The following is a 17,491-nucleotide window of genomic DNA, read 5'->3' as shown; positions in this document are numbered from 1 at the left end:
CGGACTATCGGGGCGCCTCCAGCGTCTCGAGGAGCGCCCGCAGTTCGTCGTCGGAAGAACGTCCTTCGACCTCCGCCTCGGCGGTCAGCACGACGCGATGCCGAAGCACCGGGAACGAGAGCGACTTCACGTCGTCCGGCGTGACGAAGTCCCGGCCGTGCAGAAACGCCTCCGCCCTCGCGGCCTGGAAGAGGGCCACGCCCGCCCGGGGACTCGCCCCGAGGGCGAACGCCTGGTCGTACCGCGTCGCCCGCACGATCCCGGTCACGTAGCGCCGGACTCTCTCGTCCACATGGACGCCGCCCACCGCGTCGCGCGCCGCGAGCAGCGCCTCGCGCGTCAGCGGTTCGCCCATCGGATACGTTGCCTCGTCGTCCGCCCGGAACCCCGCCTCATGGCGGTCGAGGATCGCCCGCTCCGCCTCCTCCGGCGGATAGTCGATGACGATCTTCATCAGGAAGCGGTCGACCTGCGCTTCGGGGAGGGGATAGGTCCCCTCGTACTCGACCGGGTTCTGGGTCGCGAAGACCGTGAACGGCGCGGGCAGGGCGCGCGTGGCGCCGTCGACGGTGACCTGACGCTCCTCCATCGCCTCCAGCAGCGCCGCCTGGGTCTTGGGCGGCGCGCGGTTGATCTCGTCGGCGAGCAGGAGGTCGGTGAACACGGGACCGGGCCGGTAGCGGAAGTTCCGCTGCGTTTCGTCCAGCACGCTCACGCCGACGAGATCCGTGGGCATGAGATCGGGGGTGAACTGGACGCGGCCGAAGTCGAGCCCCAGCCCGCGGGCGAGGGCGCGGACGGAGAGCGTCTTGGCTGTCCCCGGTACGCCCTCGAGGAGCGCGTGGCCACGGGCGAGCAGGGTGATCATGAGCTGCCTGAGGACGGTCTCCTGGCCCAGGATGACCTTCTCGATGTCGCCCAGCAGGCGCAGCGCCGCGTCGTGCGTCGTCATGGCTCCGCCCTTCGTCCGAGGTGGTCGTCGATTCCGGCGGCGACCATCGTCAGGTCCACCGGATCGGCGCGCAAGCCGCGTCGGATTCGGGTCAGAGCGGGCTGCTCTCCCCGCCGGGCCTCCAGTTCACGGATCAGAGCCCGGGCTTCGGCGATGTCCCTCGGCGGAGGGCGCCGAGCGCCGCGGGCCAGCCGCGCCAGAAGGAGGAGGGCGGCCGTCCGCCGGGCCCGCGCCTTCTCGTAGAGGTCGCCGAGCGCGGAGACGTGTTCGAGCGGAGACCCTCGCTGGCGGTCCGGCGGAGCGACGGCCGTCGTCGGAGCGCCGAAGCGCAGCCCCGCGCACGCGAGCGCGAGGAACGCGGCCAGGAGGAGCTGGAGCAGCGTGCGCCCCTGGGCCGAGCCGAAGACGAAACCCGCCCAGCGCCTCGCCGTGCTCTCGTAGCCGCGGATGCCTTGGTGGAACTCGGCGAAAAAGACCGTGTCGGCGGGCGTCGTGTGGGTGAGTACGGCCCGCATGACGACGAGCGCCAGCGGGTCGTCGGCGACGCGGCCGTTCGAGAGCGGTTCGGCATCGCTGAGGACGATGACGTGCCCCTCCCCGAAGGGCATCAGGCCGGCGCCCGTCCACCTCGGGCCGTCATTTCTCCCGACGGTGAGCAGCGTTTGCACGGGAGGGGCGGACCGCGTGTCCTCGCCGAGTTCGCGGGACGTCATCCGGCGGAGCGCCCGGCGCGGAGCCGTTGGCGCCGGCAGGCTGTCGGTCAGTGGGTGGGCGGCCCACTTCGGCTGTTCCAGATCGCCCGGCCGGGGCACGCGGAACGCGATGCTCAGGGAGTCCATCAGCGGCGTAATCCTCAAGGCGCTGGAGATGGCCGGAAACAGCTGCGGCGAGTAGACGAGGGTACCCCCGCGGCGCACTCGCTCGAGAAGGGCGTGGACCTCGACCGGGCTCGGTACGACGGCGGGCGAGAGCAGCACGAGCGCCCCCGGGACCGGATCGGCGTCGGCCAGCGGCGTGAGCCGGGGCGCGGTCGGGCGGCCGAACCGTTCGAGCCCGCGGGCGAACGCGGCCACGCCGTCCGGCGTCGTGCGGAAGGAACTCCGCCGCACGTCGAGCGCCGTGCGGCCCGCCGGCCGGGCGAGATACGCGGCGAGCCCCGCCACGAGCGCGATCGCGCCGACCCAGGCGAATGTCCTGAACCTGCCGCCGCTCACGATGAACCGAACTCCTCGTTCGGCGCGGATGGCGGGCAACCGGCGTCCCGCGCCAGATCCTCCAGGGCGGCGTAGCCTGCGGACGTGGGCGTGTCCTGACCGAAGGAAAGTCCCTGGAAATGACGGATGAAGTGGCGGCCGGCGGCGGTTTCCATCTCGAGGGCGTAGTCCCCGGGCGTCTTCGACGGGTGGAACGCGACCGTGCCGTTCCCATCGAGAGTGAGGAGGAGCCCCTGGTAGAGCGCGCTGGCCGCAGGCCGGAACTCCCCCGCGCCGGCGCGCGTCCGGGCGAGGCCGAGCCACTCGCGCGCCGAGGTGGGTACGCCGTCGTCCTCCCGACCCTCGTCCCCCCTCTCCCGCGTCCCCTGCACCCACTGCGGCCCGTGACGCAGCGCTACCGTCCCCAGCCCGATGAGCGCGGCCAGGACGACGACGATGGCCAGCACTTCCATGAGGCCGCCGCCCTCGTCGAACAGGAAGCGGCGCAGCCAGTCCCACGCATCGGAAAGCGCGTTGGCGATCCATTCGAGGATCCGCTGTCGGGGCGGCAGGGGCGGAGAGAGGAAGTCCGGCTGGGCGAGGATCTCCCTTAGCGCGTCGGACATTTCCCCCGGCGAGGGCAGGGGTTCGGCGGCGGATGACGGCTCCTGCCCGGCCTGGAAGACAGCGGGACCGGGGAGTCGGGTCACGGTCCGTCCGTCGCCATCGTGGCCGCGGCCGTCTCCAGATCAGCGGCCTCCAGGCGCACTCGCCGATCGTGGTAGAGGAGGAACAGCGTGGCCACCGCGAACGGCGTGATCAGCGATCCGAACAGCAGATCGAGCGTATTCTGCAGCGCCATGACGCCCGCGCTGACGGTGCCCGCCGTTGCGGGCGACGTGAACATTTCGAGGCCTCCGAAGAGCGCGAAGATCCCGAAGGAGGGACCGTCGCGGATGATCAGCACGACGAGCATGATCCCGAGGATCCGGAGCCGGGCCCCCTTGCTGAGCTTCAGCGAGCGGCGTACCGCCTCCGCGGCGGTCCGACCCTCCATGAGCACGGCCGGAAAGATCGCGAACGAGGTCCAGAACCAGAGCCCCAGGACCGCGAGCGCGGCCGAGAGCCCCACGATTCCGAAGAAAACCGCCGCTACGACGGCGTTACCCGACGCGGCGATCCCGATCCCCCCCAGAACGATGACCGGGATCATGGCGAGCGCGCTTCCGAGGAAAACGATGAGCAGGGCGAGCAGGTGCCCTCCGGCGGCGCTGGGGAAGGGCCTGAGCACGCCCCTGTACGCGTTCTCCAGCGACGCCGAACGCCCCTCCAGCCGTGCGCAGATGGCAACGGCGACGGCCAGCGTCGCGATCCACGAAATGGCCGCCGCCGGCAGCAGGATCGCGAACTCGAGTCCGAGGTCGCCGAAGGCGGGGTTCCCCGAGGAATCGACGCCCGTGCTGGGCACCCCGACCGCGAGCCCCATGGCATAGCCGGGGAGAGAGCCGACGAGGGCGATCAGGAAGTAGAGTCCGAAGTCGCGCCGGTAGAACTGGATCGCACCGTCCAGTATCTCGCCGAATCCCAAGGGTCTCTGTGGTATCACGGGCTACTCCAGAATCCGGTCCTCGATGATGTGGGTGGCCGTCTCCCATTCGTCCAGCGGCGCGGACCACTCGCGGTCACGGATGCGGCGCAGGTAGGTGATCTGCGCCAGGTGGTAAAGATAGTGCTGGGCGATATGGAGGACGGTCGCCCCCAACCGCAAGGTCCTTTCTCCGTCCGGAGACGTACGCTCGGCCACGAGGTCCGCGTCGCTCTCGCAGGCGTGCACCTCGGCGATGATCTGTTCCTGGATCGTACGCATGCGCGCGGCGATCTCCTCCGCCGGCCCGGGGGCGTCTTCGTGGATCCCGGGCGTGATGCCCAGTTGCTTCAGGAACCAGACGTCCACGCGATACATGTGGCGGCAGATCTTCCCGATCCCGCGCATCCCGTCCGCGGGCTGCCAGTCGAGATCCTCCCGCGAGATCCCGTCGAGCACGGTGAACAGGGGTTTACGCGCGGCCTCGAAGACCTCGATGGTGTGGGCGATCCGAGTCCTCATCCTTACGGGTTTCCTTTCGGTTGCAGTGCCTCGGCGATGAACTCGACCGCGCGGGGGATGGCCCCGGCCAGGGAGAGGAAATCGTGCCCGCCTCCCTCGTAGATGAACGCCTCGAAGTCGGGGGCGGTGCGGCCGAGCGCCGCCATCGTTCGCATCAGCGACTCCGCTTGGCTCACAGGCACGACGAAATCGGCCGTGCCGTGATGCACCTGGACCGCGGGGAGATCGGACGCGAAGAGGACGGAGGAGCGACGCACGAGCTCGAGGCGTGCCTCGGAGGTGGACAGCGTGCCCCGGACCAGCGGCTGCACGACGGTGGAGTCGAGGTGGACGAGGCCGGTCAGGTCCCAGGGGCCGTCGAGCGCGGTCTTCCACGCGACAACCCTGATCCAGTCATCGAAAAAGTCCGTCGGCCCGAAGAACGCGACGATCCGTTCCACCCGCTCGTCCCGCGCGCCCGCGAGCAGGGCGACGCCGGCCCCCCGGCTCCCGCCGACGATATGGATGGCGTCCGGCCGGGCCTCCGGCGTCGTCTCGAACGCGACGTTGGCGAGCGCGAGCGCGTCGTCGACGTCGTAGTCCCAGTGACCCGACGGACCCTCCGACACCCAGCTCCGGCCCGCGTGGCGGAGAGGCTCGCTGCGGAATGAGGGAATCACGTAGACGAAGCGACGGCTCAGCTCTCCGAGGGCCAGCGTCACGATCTGGATGTCGTCGACCGAGACTCCGCTGTCACCCCCGTGAGTGTACATCAGCAGGGGCAGGGTCTCGGGCGCCGCGCCGTCCGGCACGATGATGGCGCCGAAGTGACGGGCGCCCGCCACGACGTGCGAGACGATTCGCAGCGTAGCGGTCGACTCGCCGAGTGCGAACTCCTCGGTCAGTTCGACCGAGATCTGCGCCGCCGAGACGTCGCGCCGCGCCCAGTCGGCTCGCACGGTCGCCACCTCCGACGCCGACACGGGTGCGAACAGCGCATCGAGTTCGGCATCGAGGTCGATCGCCTCGACGCGCACGGTGACGCCGGCCCGGCCAGCCGTAACCGCGAGGCGCTGGGGGCCGGGAGTGGCCCCGAGCGTCCACGTCGTCGTCGCCTCGCCGCCTGCGTCCGCGACGGTCGAAGCCGGATCCGTGCTTCCGTGGCCGGGCTCTGGCTGGAAGGTGACGGTGCTGCCACGGACCGGACGCCCCTCGGCGTCAAGAACCCGTACGGCGATGGTTTCGGCCGGGGGCCGCGCGGGAACTCCGCGCTGATCCGCGCCCGCAAGGACGACGATGGATGCCGGACCCGTCTCGGTGGGCGCGGCAGTATCGGCTTCTCCGCAAGCAGCGGCCATGACGGCCAGGAGGACGAGCCGCCGCGGATCGAGCCGTCGCCCCCGGTTCACTGCGGACCTCCGGGGGCGCTGGGGCATGCTTCGGGTGTGAGGCTGACGTGCGCCCGTCGGACCGGGGCTGGCCACGCGATTTCGACGAGTTCTCCCTGGTCGATTTCCTCGAAGCCACGTTCGGACCGGGCCAACGTCACGATCCGCGTGCGCGACTCGTGCGACTCGCCCCCGGACGCCCTGGCTTCGACCCTCATGGGGTGCGCGAGCGGCAGGCGGGTGACGACCCGGCTGTCCGCGGGAAGGCCGGCCGCGCTCCAGTCGAGCGTCGCTTCGATCCTGCCATCGCCGTGAATGTCGAGCGTCTTGTCGAGGCGGGGGAGACCCGGTTCGGACTCGAGGCGGAGACGGATCCGGCCGGACTCGGAGCCGGGCTCGAGACCCGGTACGCCGGCGAGCCGGAACGGGTGGGGCCGCCAATCCACGATGACGGACCATTCACCCGTTTCGGGGCCGGTGAGCGGTGCGAGGGCGGCCTCCTGCAGCAGGGCCAGAGCGACACGGTCCGGCGCGGGTGCGATTGGCGCTTCGGATTCGCGGTGGTGGACCGAGGCGATGCCATGGTTCCGGTTTCGCGCCCGAGGGGTCACGCCTCCGTCTCTCTCTCTCGTCACGGCGGATTCCGTTGGATCCCTGTGGTAGGCCTCGAGGCGGCGGGAGAGGACGTCGACGTAGTTCACGCCGTCCACGAAGACCGTGAGAATCTCGGTCGCGCCGCCGCGTGCGGGGCTGATCACGGCGGAACTCCGGGCCGAATGAATCCAGATCTCGTCATGGCCGTCCAGGTCGAAGTCGAGAATCTCGAACGCGATGTCTTCTTCCTCGCGCAGTTGCTGTTCGGCCGCGGCGAGTTCGCGCCAGACCGCCCGGCGCAGGTGGGGAAGGTAGACCCCGCCGAACACGCCGTGCCAATACGCGTCGTTGCACTGCGCCCGCGCGATGGCACGGCGGGCCCCGGCGGCGTCTCCGCGATCCCGGCAGATCGCGGAGAGTCGGAGCGCCGTCTTGTGCATGCGGTTCGACTCCGGGTAGCGGCGAAGGAAGCCCTTCCAGTGCCCGCCGCGGATCAGCGGGCCGGGATCGGCATCGCTGGGGGCGGCGCCCGAAGTCGTCGCGGTGAGCCGGGCGAGGCGTCGAGCGGCGTGGTGGGGGAGCGTCCATTCCTCCATCTCTCGGTACGCGCCCGTTGCGGGGTAGACGAGCCCGCGGCTCGGACCGGCAGTCGCGTCGCTGGTTGTGACCAGCTCCAGTTCGCCCCGCCCGCGCGCCGCGCCCAGCGCATCGAGGAACGCTTCCAGCCAGCCGTCGCCGTAGACCCATTCGCGGGTGTCCGGCCACCCTCCGAACTTCTCGCCGTCGTCTCCGAGCACGATCTGGCGCTGCCCGGCCCGCCCCCGCCTGGCGATGAACTGCTCGATCTCCTCCACGGGCCGGAACGGGATCAGGTATCGGAGCCGCTCGTCGATCGGAAGGAGGCGGAGCCGCTCCCCGCCGCTCTCCGTCGTGAAGACGCCGTCCAGTTCCTCGCGCTCGAGTCCGCAGGCGAGGAAGTGACGGTCGTCGAGGAGGGTGTATTCGACGCCCGCCCGCGCCAGATCGGCGGCGAGATCGGGTTCCCACACGCGCTCCGTGAGCCAGAGGCCCGGGGCCTCCACCCCGAACCGGCGGCGGAGATCCGCCCGCATCCACTCGACCTGTTCCACGCGGTCCGCCGTGGAGAGCGCCGCGAGGATGGGCTCGTAGCGTCCGGAGGATAGGAACTCGATGTGGCCTTCCGCCGCCCGCTCCCCGAGGTCATCGAGGAAGTCCGGGGCGTGGCGCTCGATCCAGTCGAGGAGGGGACCGGAGAGGTGAAGCGAGATGGGGTAGGCGCCGTGCCGGTGGATCGCGTCGAGGAGAGGCCGGTACACGCCGGTCAGGTGATCCTCGAACACATGGTCGAAGTTCCCGACCGGCTGGTGAAGGTGAATCGCGAACGCGAAGCGGAGCGGGCTTCGGCTCACGCGTCCCCCGGGACGGGGCTGCCGGCGTCCGATTCGAACTCGCGCGCGTACACGACGGCGGCGTTCCCGACGTCGGCGTCGTTGGCCGGGGCCTTCGCGAGGTCCGCGACGAGGGCAGCCTCCAGAGCCTGCGCGCGTTCCGGCGCGAGCCGACGCAGGCGGTCGAGAGCGTGCGCGGCGTAGCCGAGCACCTGCTTCGCCTCGAGGCCCGCGATATCGTCGAAGAACCAGGCGCAGGACGTGAACATCGCCGCCCGGTCGCGGGCGACCTCGAGCAGCGCCAGCGCTTCGTCCCGGCGTTCTCCGCCGCCAGTTCCCGCGCCGGCGGCTCGCGCGGCGAAGTCCTCCAGCCCCGGCGGCGCGCCCAGAACTTCGCCAAGTGTCTCCATGGCCCGATCCGGGTCCGGCAACCGGCCCGGCGCCAACTCCACGTACGCCTCATCGAGTCCGGCCGCGAGCGACTGAAGCGCCTCGCGGAGCGGCCCCCGCCAGCGCTGTTGCAAGTCGAGGTGAGGCGCCATCCGGCAACCGCACTCACCGCGCCAGCGCTCCACCCCGTGCGCACAACTCCAGGAGGTGGGCTCCTGCAGGGTCACGGGCGGAACTTCACCGGCGGCGCCGAGCGCCGCGGCGAAGTTCCCGATATTCACTTCTCCGCTCTCGCCGGCCCGCGAGATCACCCGCATGAGCGTGCGGTCGGCGCCCCGATGGTGGTGCCCGAACGTCTCGCCATCCGTCGCCAGCGCGACGAAGGGAGTCTCACGGCCCGCAGCCGACCGCAGCGCCTCGAACCACGCGTCACTACCGTCGAGCAGCGCCCCGAACGCCACGCCGTGCGACAGTCCGCCGTCGTAGATGAAGACCGCGATCTCGCGGCCACCGGCGAGGCGGACCCGCCCAACGCATCCGGCCGGAACCTCCGCGACCTGGTGCGGAGCCAGGACCGTGAAGACCACCCCCTGCGCCGCCAGCACGTCGAGGGTCTCCATGTCGACGGCCGTCTCGGGGAGCCACATGCCCTCGGCGCACCGCCCGAAGCGCCGCTCGAAGTCCCGCAGCCCCCAGCGCACCTCCGTCTCCTTCTCGCGGCGGGAGGCGAGCGGCAGGATGATGTGGTGGTAGGGCTGCGCGATCGCGTTGCCGTGCCCCAGCCGCGCACGGCTCGCCCGGTCTCCGCGGACGAAGCCCTCGTGAACATCCGGGCGTTCCCCCTCGAGCCAGCGCGCGAGCGTCGGGCCGAGGTCGAAGCTCAGCCAGTCGAACGCCCCCGCCCGCGCCAGGGGCTCGTAACATTCCGCGGCGATCCGTTCGTTCCAGTTCTCGAACGGGGCCGCGCTCGGCTCGCGACGGACCCGGCCTGTCCACGGGTCCTCCCGCGGCGGCTGGTAGAAATGGCCGTGAAGGACCACCGTGGCGCGATCCACGGCCGACGAGAAGTTCAGTCGCCCGGAGCGTGCGCGGCCAACGCCCGCCGGTACACGTCCAGATAGCGGCCCGCGCTGGTCGCCCAGCCGAAATCGCGGGTCATCGCCTGGACCACGTGCTCGTTCCACGCCTCCGGACCCCCAGCGTACAGCGTGGCGGCCCGCCCGAGCGCGACCTCGAGGTCTTCCGATGTGTACCCGTCGAACAGGAAGCCCGTGACCTGATCCTCGATCGTGTCGGCCAGCCCCCCGACGCGCCGGGCGACCGGGAGCACGCCGTAAAGCTGCGCCCGCATCTGCGTAAGGCCGCAGGGTTCGTAGAGCGACGGCATCAGGAGGAGGTCGATTCCCGCCAGGAGGCGGTGCTCCTTGGGTTCGGCGAACTCGGTGTCCACGGCGATCCGGTCGGGATGCCGCCCGGCCAACTCGCGCAGCGCCGTTTCGTACCGTTCCTCGCCCTGGCCGAGAAAGATGAACTGCCCTTCGGCCCGCTCCAGCGGCCCGCCGTCGATGAGGAGGTCCAGCCCCTTCTGCCCGACGAGCCGCGCGGTCATCCCGTACAGCGGTTCGCGCGGCGCTTCGGTCAGCGAGTACTCCTGTTGCAGCGCCCGCTTGCACACGGCTTTCCCGGCCAGATCCGTGCTCGAGAACGTGGCGGCGATCTCATCGTCCGTCTCGGGATCCCAGACTTCCAGGTCGACTCCGTTCAGGATTCCGAGGAAACGGTCGCCCATCTCGATGAACGAGCCGTGGAGCCCGAACCCGCCGGTGGCGGTGCGAAGCTCGTGCGCATGCGTGGGACTCACGGTGGTCGCGTAGTCCGCGAATACGAGCCCCCCCTTGAGCAGGTTCACGTGGCCGTAGAATTCCATGAGCCGCCAGTGAAACAGTTCGCGCGGAAGCCCGATCTCCTCGAGCACTTCAGGCCCCTGAAGTCCCTGGTAGCCGGCGTTGTGAATGGAAAGGACGGCCGCCATGCGGTCGTGCGCCTCGCGTCCCGCGAACCGCGTTCGCAGGAAGACGGGGGCGAGGGCCGCATGCCAGTCGTGCGCGTGGACGACGACGGGCACGTTGGCGAGTTCCGGCAGAATCCGGAGCGCCGCGAGGTTGTAGAGCGCGAAGCGCAACGGGTTGTCCCCGTAGTCGGACCCGCCTTCCCCGTAGATCCCGTCCCGGTCGAAGCACCCGGGATGATCGACGAAAAGCACGCGCGGGTTCCGGCGCGGGCCGGGATGCTGGAGAATCCGGACTTCCTCCACGCGACGTCCCACGCGCACCCGGAAGCTGTCCGCAATCGGCTCCAGGTCGGGAAAGGCCTCGCGCACCGATCGGTAGAGCGGCATGAAGACCGTGACGGGCGTGCCCTGGGCGGCCTGGAAGGTCGCGATGCCGCGCACCGCCTCCGCGAGGCCGCCGGTGCGGGCGTACGGCCAGTACTCGGCGACGAGATGCACGACGGCAAGTTCCTCCGGGGGCTTGATCCCGGCCGGCGGTCGTGTCGGCGCTGGCTTGGCGATTGCAGGCATGCGGCTCATACTTCGTCGCGAGGTGGCGAACGGTGTGGCTGCAAGGGACCGCGCCCGGTCCGGGAGGGACACGCAGCGCAGAGGTGGCAGATCGAACACAAAAAAACTAGCGGCCCGCCCGGACCTCTCCAAACCCCGGGGCGCGATCCTTCGTTCCCGCTTGAGGCTTCCGACTTCGAGGCGTTCCACGCGGGACGGGAGTTCGCGCTCCACGGCCTCCTCGGTGCGCACCCGTGCGAGCGCGGCGGGGACGCGGGTACACGGTTCGCCGTATGGGCTCCGCGCGCCCGCGGCGTCAGCGTCGTGGGCTCGTTCAACGCGTGGGACGGAGTGACGCATCCCATGTCCCCGGTGGGCGACGCTGGCGTGTGGGAACGCTTCCTCCCCGGCGTCGGCCCCGGCGACCTGTACAAGTTTCGGGTGCGTCCCGGGGCGGATGGCGCGCCGGGCGGACTCTCCCACGCGGTGGACAAGGCCGATCCGCTCGGACGCGCCGCCGAAGTCAGGCCTGGCACCGCGTCACGCGTCGTGTCGGCCGCTCCGCATGACTGGACGGATGCCCCGTGGGTCGAGACTCGCCCGGCACGCGCGGCTCCCGAAGTTCCCATCTCCATCTACGAGGTCCATCCCGGTTCCTGGCGCCGGAACGCGGACGGCTCGTGGCTCGGGTATCGCGCGCTCGCGCGAGAGCTGCTGCCCTATGCCGCCGACCTCGGGTTCTCGCACGTTGAACTCCTCCCTGTCATGGAACATCCGTATGACGGAAGCTGGGGGTATCAGACGGTCGGGTACTTCGCCCCCACCTCCCGCTACGGATCTCCGGAAGACTTCGCGCATTTCGTGGATGAGGCGCATCGCCTGGGGCTCGGCGTCGTGCTCGACTGGGTGCCGGGCCACTTCGGCCCCGATCTCCACGGCCTGCGGACGTTCGACGGCGCGCCCCTCTACGAGGCGGGGGAGGAATCGCGGGCCCTTCATCCGGACTGGGGCACGCTCGCCTTCGATTTCGGCCGGCCGGAGGTCGTCTCCTTCCTCCTCTCGAGCGCGCGCTACTGGATCGAGCACTACCACGTGGACGGCCTGCGCGTCGATGCCGTGGCGTCGATGCTCCACCTCGACTATTCCCGTGACGAGGGAGAGTGGGAGCCGAACGAACTCGGGGGACGGGAGAACCTCGGCGCGATCGCCTTCCTCAAGCGGCTTTCGGAGATGGTCCACGGCGACTTTCCGGGGGTCCTCCTGTTCGCGGAGGAGAGCAGTGCGTGGCCCGGCGTGACGACGCCCGTGGCTGAGGGCGGGCTCGGCTTCGACTTCAAGTGGAACATGGGGTGGATGAACGACACGCTCCGGGTGCTGGCCGCTCCGCCCGAGCGGCGGCCGCGCCTCCACCGGCGCCTCACGTTCTCGCTCCACTATGCGCACATGGAGCGGCATCTTCTTCCCCTGTCGCATGATGAAGTCGTTCACCTCAAGCGTTCTCTCGTAGAGAAGATGCCGGGGACAGACGAGGAGAAGTTCGCCGGCCTGCGGCTCCTCCTCGGCTACATGTGGACGCACCCCGGAGCCAAGCTCCTCTTCATGGGAGGCGAGATCGGCGAGCGGCGGGAGTGGAACGAGGATCGTGCGCTCGATTGGAGTCTTCCGGATGCGGCGGCGAACCCGGCGCACCGCGGGCTCCGGCGCTGGGTGCGCGCGCTGAACCGTCTCTACGCCAGCGAGCCCGCCCTGCACGCCCTCGATCACGCCCCGGAAGGGTTCGAGTGGCTGGATGTGCACGACGCGCAGCGCAGCGTGCTAAGCTACATGCGGTGGCGGCCGGGGTGGGAGGGGGGCGTCATCGTGGTGGGGAATTTCTCCGCCACCGCGTGGCCGGGGTATCGGGTCGCCCTGCCCGAAGCCGGGCCGTACCGCGTCCTGTTGGACAGCGGCGACCCGGAGTTCGGGGGGAGCGGGTGCACCGCGCTTCCGGCCCGCGCGGAGGAGGTTCCCCGCCACGGGCGTCCCGCCTCGCTCGCGGTCGATCTCCCGCCGCTGGGTTTCCTCGTGCTCCAGCGCTCGGAAGCGACGGAGGAGTCGGACCCGGGCAGCTAGGCCGCGTAGAGTTGCAGCCGCGTCGCGAACTCGCCGGCGATCGTCTCCAGCGCGTCCAGGTCCGGGTGGCGGAGGAAGATCATCCCGTCGGAAACGAGCGTGGCCTGCCAGTTCCGCCGTGGCGACCCGACGGGGAGCAGATCCAGGCTGCACACCCGCTCGCCGTACTCCTGCAGCAGGGGGCCGAGTCCCTCGATGCGCTGGATCCGGCCCTGTCCGCGGGCCCGCTTCACGATCCAGCAGGCGTTGTACTTCCGTTCCACCGGCTGCGACCACGTCGCGTGCACGACGCCTTCGGCCCAGCCGCGATAGGTGTCGATGTCGCTCGCGAAGTTGATGAGGTCGACCGTCCGCACGCCGGGAGGCCGCGCGGCGATTTCGCCGAACACCGCCTCCCCGTCCGCCGTCCGGTACCACTCCATGTGCGTGTAGCCCGTCTCGAACCCGAGCGCGGCGAGCACGGCGAACCCCATCTCCCGTCCGGGGGCGAGGTCCTCCGCCTCCACGTCGCGCAGCGCGTACGTGATGGGGCTGAGCCACTCGTGGGTCTTCGACTCGAGCGCGCGGGGCCAGTAGCGGCAGATGTTGTAGTGCGCGACGACGCCTCCCACCGTGACCGTGTCGAAGGTCATGTCCTCGCCCTCGATGAACTCCTCGACCGTGACCTGGGGGACGTGCCGGAGGGCGGGAAGGACCCGCTCCAGATCCCGCGCCGAATCGACCCGGTGGGTGTCGGCCGAGCCGGCGCCGGCGACGGGCTTTACGATGAGCGGGAAGCCGACGCGCTCCGCGACCTCGCGGCATTCGGCGCTGCTCGTGGCCCGCCCGTGTCGGGGCGTCCGGATCCCGGCGCCGTCGAGGACGTCCTTCATCACTTCCTTGTCGCGGAAGGGCAGCGTCTGCTCGACGGTCGGCCCCGGGAGTTCCAGCATCTCCCGCAGCCGCGCGGCGAGGATCATGAAGGGTTCCCACAGACACTCCACGCGGTCGATCCGGGTCTTCGCGGCAAACGCGGCGACCTGCCGCATCACGTCCGCTTCATCCGCCAGCGATCTCACCTGCAGGTGGTCGGACAGGCTCGTCCGGGCGACCTCGGGCAGCGCAGCCGCAGGCTGATCGCCGAGGCCGATGACCGTGGCGCCCACTTCCGCGAGCCCGCGCGTGAAATACGTCATCTCGGCCGGGTAGCCCGGCGAAATCATCAATACGTTCATGGTTCCGTTGAGTTGTTCCGTTACGTGGCGAGTTCCACCCGTACGCGGGTGATGATCCGCCCCAGCGCCTCCTCGACGACCTCGGTGCGCGTATGGCGGACGATGATGTAGCCCTCTCCCTCGTAGGACGCGCTCTGCGCCTGTCCCGCGCGGGGGAGGCGCCACTCGACGCAGAGGGGCCCGAGGTCGTTCGCGATCTCCTCGATGCCGGCCACCCGTCGCACGGAGCCCCGGCCCTGCCCCCGGAGATAGGCAGCGCCGGCCGCGTAGGGGCGTGGCGGCGGATCGAATTCGTCGAAGACCAGGAGGTGGGCCCAGGCGCGGTAGAGGTCGAAGTCGTGCGCCTGCGAGATCAGCGTCACGAACTGGGCGCCCGGCGGCCGGGCCCCGACTTCGGAGACCGCCACCGAACCGTCGGGGCGCCGGAACCACTCCATGTGGCTCAGCCCCGTCTCCATCCCGAGCGCATCGAGCGCGGGGCCGGCGACGCGCCGGATCTCCTCGTACCGGGGCGAATCGACCTCGCGCGGGAGGAGGACGCACCACTGGATCCACGGCTCGCGCAGCACCTCGAGCGGCGAAGGCAGGTAGTGGTTGATCGAATGCCAGACGACGCGTCCCCCGACCGAGACCGCGTCGAAGGAGTGTTCCTCACCCACGACGAACTCCTCGACGAGCGTCGGCCGTTCGGCGCTCGGCCGCGACATCGCGAGTGCCGTGCGCAACTGGGCCGGCGTTTCGACGCGGAACGTGCCGCGGGCGCCGGAACCGGCCGGCGGCTTCACGATGAGCGGGAAGCCCGTCGCCTCCGAGAAGGCCGTCGCCTCGTCACCGTCCCGGACCAGGGCGTGCCGGGCGCAGGGCAGACCGTGCGCTCGGAGCACGTCCTTCATGCGGGACTTGTCGCGGAAGTTGTCCGCGGCTCCCGCGCCCATCCCCGGGATGCCGAGCGCATCACGCAGTTCCCCGAGCGGCACCTGAAGCTCCTCGAGCGCGCCCAGCAGACGGTCGATCCCCCCGAGCTCGGTGGAGAGCCTCCGCAGCCCGATGTGGATGCCCTCCGCCGACAGCGCGTCCTCGACCCGCACGTGCGCCGCGATGCTCCGCCGCAGGGAGGCGGGCGTTCGCTCGAGCGGTTCCTGCGTCACGACCCCGAGGCGCACGCCGGCGAGCCCCGCGGCGGCCTCCAGAAAGCGCAGCGTGGTAGGGAGATAGAACGGGGCGACGAATGCGACGTTCGGCATGGATCTTCCAGGTTGCCGCGGCGGGCCGGACGGCCGCCGCCGGACGGGCTGGCGTTCGAGCGCAGGGACTGTACTATGTCGGGCCCCCAAAGTGAAGTTTTTCCCACGAGTCGCTGGCGAAGTAATGCACGTCGTATTCGTCGAACCCCTGTTTCCCGGAAACCAGAAGGACTTCGTGCGCGGTCTGCACGAAGTCGGCGCCGACGTGTCCGCGGTGGGCGAAGCCCCGCTCGAGGCGCTCGGCTCCGACCTGCACGGGTGGCTCACCTGCTACGAGCAGGTCGGCTCCGTGTGCGACGAGGGCGCGCTCGCCCACGCGGTTCATGAGATCCACCGGCGGCGGCCCGTGGATCGCCTCGAGGCGACGGTCGAAGCGCACATCCTCCCGGTCGCCCGCGTGCGGGAAGCCGCTGGACTGGCCGGGACGTCGGTGAGGACCGCGCACCTTTGCCGCGACAAGCCGGCGATGAAGGACGCCCTTCGCGCCGCCGGGATCGCGACGGCGCAGTCGATGGGGGGAGGCGATGCGGAGGAGATCGCGGGTTTCGGCCGGAGGGTCGGTTATCCGCTCATCGTCAAGCCTCGCGCCGGGGCCGGCGCCTCGGGCACGTACCGCGTAGACGATGAGGCGCAACTCGCGGCGCTGCTTCCGCGCCTCGGCGTCGGGCACGGAGCCGAGGTCGCCGTCGAGGAGTTCGTGGACGGACACGAGGCCTTCTACGACACGCTGACGGTGGGCGGCGCGGTGGTCCACGATTTCATGACCCACTACTACCCGAACGTGCTCGAGGCCATGCGGACGCGGGAGGTGTCGCCCCAGTTCATCGCGACGAACCGGATCGACACCGCCGACGCCTACGCGGAAGTCCGGGAACTCGGACGGCGGGTCATCGCTGCGCTCGAGATCGAGACCTCCGCCACCCACATGGAATGGTTCTTCGGCGAGAAGGGACTCAAGTTCTCCGAGATCGGCTGCCGCCCGCCCGGCGTGAGGGCCTGGGACCTGTACGGCGCGGCGAACGAGATGGATGTGTACCGCGAGTGGGCGGCCTGCATCGTGCACGGCCGAAAGCTGCAGGACGCATCGCGCCGGTACTCCGCCGGGATCGTGACGCTGCGGCCCGACAACGATGGACGGATCGCGGGGTATGAGGGTCTGGATAAGGTGGAAGCCCGCTTCGGGGAGTGGATCATCGACACGCACCTGCCGCCGCCCGGTACGCCCACCCAGCCGGTGGAAGCCGGATACATGGCGAACGCCTGGCTCCGGCTGCGGCACCCGGACTACGACGAACTGCGTCGAATGCTCGACGCGGTCGGACGCTGGGTGAGAGTGCGCGCCGCATGAGGGTGTCGAGGAGGCATCGGGCCGCCGCCGACGCCGGATCCCGGTCGCCGCTCGTCCTTCTGGGTCCGCGCGGGGGCGGCCTCGCGCTCCGGGACGTGGTGCGGGAACTGGAGGCCGGGGGCGCGTTGTCGCCGGGCGCGCGCATCGCGGCCATCACGGCCGGGTGGCGGGACCGGGAGGCGAACGAAGGACTCATCGATCCCCGCCTCGCGGACCGCATCGTGGATCTCGAACTCTACCGGCGCTCCGACCGGATCGCCGAGGCGGACACGGAACTCGCGCGGGCGCACCGCGAGACACGGGATCGGCTGAAGGCCCTGCGACGCGCCTACAACCTGCGCCTCCACGGTCTCATCGAGGCACACCGGCGGCTGGCCGAACTGCGGGCGGACGCGTCGGTACTCGAGACCGAGCGCGGCGAAGCCCTCGAGGCCATTCGGCACCTGGATGCGCGACACCTGGACCGCGTGACCGAGATCCGGTCGGAGTTCGAGCGCCGCACGGCCCTCCCGGAGCGCGACGCGGTGCGGTCGCAACGGCGCGAGGTGGCCGCGCGGCTCGGGGGCACCGAGGCGATCGTGTTGGAGGGCGGGCACGTCGGGAACCTGCTGAGCCGCCTGCGCCTGTTCGGGGGACGGAAGCTCCTCGACGGACGCCCCGTGATCGGCCGGTCGGCCGGCGCCATGGTGCTGACGGAGCGCGTCGTGCTCTTTCACGATCGTCCGCCGTGGGGCGAGGGCCATCCCGAGGTCTTCGACGCGGGGCTCGGGATCGCCGAAGGGCTCGTCGCCCTGCCGCACGCTTCCGCGCGCCTCGCGCTGGACGATCGGACGCGGGGAGCGCGGCTCGCGGCCCGCTTCTCTCCCGACTCCTGCGTCCTCCTCGACCCCGGCCATCGAATCGATCGGGCCGGCGACGGCTGGAGCGGCGGCGAAAGTCTCGAGCGCCTCGACGCGGCGGGCCGGCGCGTCCCCTTCCGTACGGCGGCGTAGTCCGGCCAT

14 protein-coding genes are annotated in these 17,491 nt (G+C 70.7%); 3 read left to right on the top strand and 11 right to left on the bottom strand.

Features of this window, described 5'->3' with window-relative positions; translation table 11 throughout:
* Nucleotides 1-4 precede the first annotated feature (4 nt).
* The 9 genes from RN901_RS13365 to RN901_RS13325 are packed head-to-tail and all read right to left on the bottom strand — an operon-like array spanning nt 5 to nt 10,593.
* Nucleotides 5-952, bottom strand: a complete 948-nt coding sequence (locus RN901_RS13365; protein ID WP_310758787.1) for a MoxR family ATPase — start codon at nt 950-952, stop codon at nt 5-7.
* Nucleotides 949-2,166, bottom strand: a complete 1,218-nt coding sequence (locus RN901_RS13360; protein WP_310758786.1) for a DUF4350 domain-containing protein — start codon at nt 2,164-2,166, stop codon at nt 949-951. The genes RN901_RS13365 and RN901_RS13360 overlap by 4 nt, the downstream gene beginning before the upstream one ends.
* Nucleotides 2,163-2,855, bottom strand: a complete 693-nt coding sequence (locus tag RN901_RS13355; RefSeq protein WP_310758785.1) for a hypothetical protein — start codon at nt 2,853-2,855, stop codon at nt 2,163-2,165. The genes RN901_RS13360 and RN901_RS13355 overlap by 4 nt, the downstream gene beginning before the upstream one ends.
* Nucleotides 2,852-3,751 (bottom strand): hypothetical protein, encoded by a 900-nt coding sequence (locus RN901_RS13350; RefSeq protein WP_310758784.1) that lies wholly within the window; start codon nt 3,749-3,751, stop codon nt 2,852-2,854. Before RN901_RS13350 ends, RN901_RS13355 begins: the two co-directional genes overlap by 4 nt.
* Nucleotides 3,752-3,754: 3 nt before the next feature.
* Entirely contained in the window at nt 3,755-4,252 is a 498-nt protein-coding gene (locus tag RN901_RS13345) for a DinB family protein (RefSeq protein ID WP_310758783.1), read from the bottom strand.
* Between the two features lie 2 nt (nt 4,253-4,254).
* Nucleotides 4,255-5,640 (bottom strand): hypothetical protein, encoded by a 1,386-nt coding sequence (locus RN901_RS13340; protein ID WP_310758782.1) that lies wholly within the window; start codon nt 5,638-5,640, stop codon nt 4,255-4,257.
* The gene (locus RN901_RS13335) at nt 5,637-7,643 is read right to left on the bottom strand and encodes an alpha-amylase/4-alpha-glucanotransferase domain-containing protein (RefSeq protein ID WP_310758781.1); all 2,007 of its coding nucleotides are present in this window, start codon (nt 7,641-7,643) and stop codon (nt 5,637-5,639) included. The genes RN901_RS13340 and RN901_RS13335 overlap by 4 nt, the downstream gene beginning before the upstream one ends.
* The gene (locus tag RN901_RS13330) at nt 7,640-9,067 is read right to left on the bottom strand and encodes a DUF3536 domain-containing protein (RefSeq protein WP_310758780.1); all 1,428 of its coding nucleotides are present in this window, start codon (nt 9,065-9,067) and stop codon (nt 7,640-7,642) included. Before RN901_RS13330 ends, RN901_RS13335 begins: the two co-directional genes overlap by 4 nt.
* A 14-nt stretch (nt 9,068-9,081) precedes the next feature.
* Nucleotides 9,082-10,593, bottom strand: coding sequence for a glycogen/starch synthase (locus RN901_RS13325; protein WP_310758779.1), 1,512 nt, complete (start codon nt 10,591-10,593; stop codon nt 9,082-9,084).
* On the opposite strand from RN901_RS13325, the gene glgB reads away from it, so the two are divergent.
* The gene (gene glgB / locus RN901_RS13320) at nt 10,516-12,684 is read left to right on the top strand and encodes a 1,4-alpha-glucan branching protein GlgB (RefSeq protein ID WP_310758778.1); all 2,169 of its coding nucleotides are present in this window, start codon (nt 10,516-10,518) and stop codon (nt 12,682-12,684) included. The genes RN901_RS13325 and glgB overlap by 78 nt on opposite strands.
* Here glgB and RN901_RS13315 read toward each other — a convergent pair.
* Together RN901_RS13315 and RN901_RS13310 are read right to left on the bottom strand one after the other, a co-directional pair.
* On the bottom strand, nt 12,681-13,898 hold the full coding sequence (locus RN901_RS13315) for an ATP-grasp domain-containing protein (protein WP_310758777.1): 1,218 nt from the start codon (nt 13,896-13,898) through the stop codon (nt 12,681-12,683). The two genes, glgB and RN901_RS13315, sit on opposite strands and share 4 nt — an antisense overlap.
* 20 nt (nt 13,899-13,918) lie before the next feature.
* Nucleotides 13,919-15,142 (bottom strand): ATP-grasp domain-containing protein, encoded by a 1,224-nt coding sequence (locus RN901_RS13310; RefSeq protein WP_310758776.1) that lies wholly within the window; start codon nt 15,140-15,142, stop codon nt 13,919-13,921.
* A gap of 124 nt (nt 15,143-15,266) precedes the next feature.
* Here RN901_RS13310 and RN901_RS13305 point away from each other — a divergent pair, with 124 nt between their 5' ends.
* Both RN901_RS13305 and RN901_RS13300 read left to right on the top strand, forming a co-directional pair.
* Nucleotides 15,267-16,490 carry an ATP-grasp domain-containing protein gene (locus RN901_RS13305; protein ID WP_310758775.1) on the top strand — a complete coding sequence of 408 codons (1,224 nt, stop codon included), beginning with the start codon at nt 15,267-15,269 and terminating at the stop codon, nt 16,488-16,490.
* Nucleotides 16,487-17,482 (top strand): Type 1 glutamine amidotransferase-like domain-containing protein, encoded by a 996-nt coding sequence (locus RN901_RS13300; protein WP_310758774.1) that lies wholly within the window; start codon nt 16,487-16,489, stop codon nt 17,480-17,482. Before RN901_RS13305 ends, RN901_RS13300 begins: the two co-directional genes overlap by 4 nt.
* The last annotated feature ends 9 nt before the right edge of the window (nt 17,483-17,491 follow it).

Source organism: Candidatus Palauibacter soopunensis (genome assembly GCF_947581735.1).
Taxonomy (GTDB): domain Bacteria; phylum Gemmatimonadota; class Gemmatimonadetes; order Palauibacterales; family Palauibacteraceae; genus Palauibacter; species Palauibacter soopunensis.
This window is presented reverse-complemented; position numbering and strand designations above follow the sequence as displayed.

Coding starts and splice junctions, on each gene's coding strand:
- RN901_RS13310 (WP_310758776.1), bottom strand. CDS start 15,142: ATGCCGAACGTCGCATTCGTCGCCCCGTTCTATCTCCCTACCACGCTG.
- RN901_RS13300 (WP_310758774.1), top strand. CDS start 16,487: ATGAGGGTGTCGAGGAGGCATCGGGCCGCCGCCGACGCCGGATCCCGG.
- glgB (WP_310758778.1), top strand. CDS start 10,516: ATGCACGACGGCAAGTTCCTCCGGGGGCTTGATCCCGGCCGGCGGTCG.
- RN901_RS13345 (WP_310758783.1), bottom strand. CDS start 4,252: ATGAGGACTCGGATCGCCCACACCATCGAGGTCTTCGAGGCCGCGCGT.
- RN901_RS13305 (WP_310758775.1), top strand. CDS start 15,267: ATGCACGTCGTATTCGTCGAACCCCTGTTTCCCGGAAACCAGAAGGAC.
- RN901_RS13365 (WP_310758787.1), bottom strand. CDS start 952: ATGACGACGCACGACGCGGCGCTGCGCCTGCTGGGCGACATCGAGAAG.
- RN901_RS13325 (WP_310758779.1), bottom strand. CDS start 10,593: ATGCCTGCAATCGCCAAGCCAGCGCCGACACGACCGCCGGCCGGGATC.
- RN901_RS13315 (WP_310758777.1), bottom strand. CDS start 13,898: ATGAACGTATTGATGATTTCGCCGGGCTACCCGGCCGAGATGACGTAT.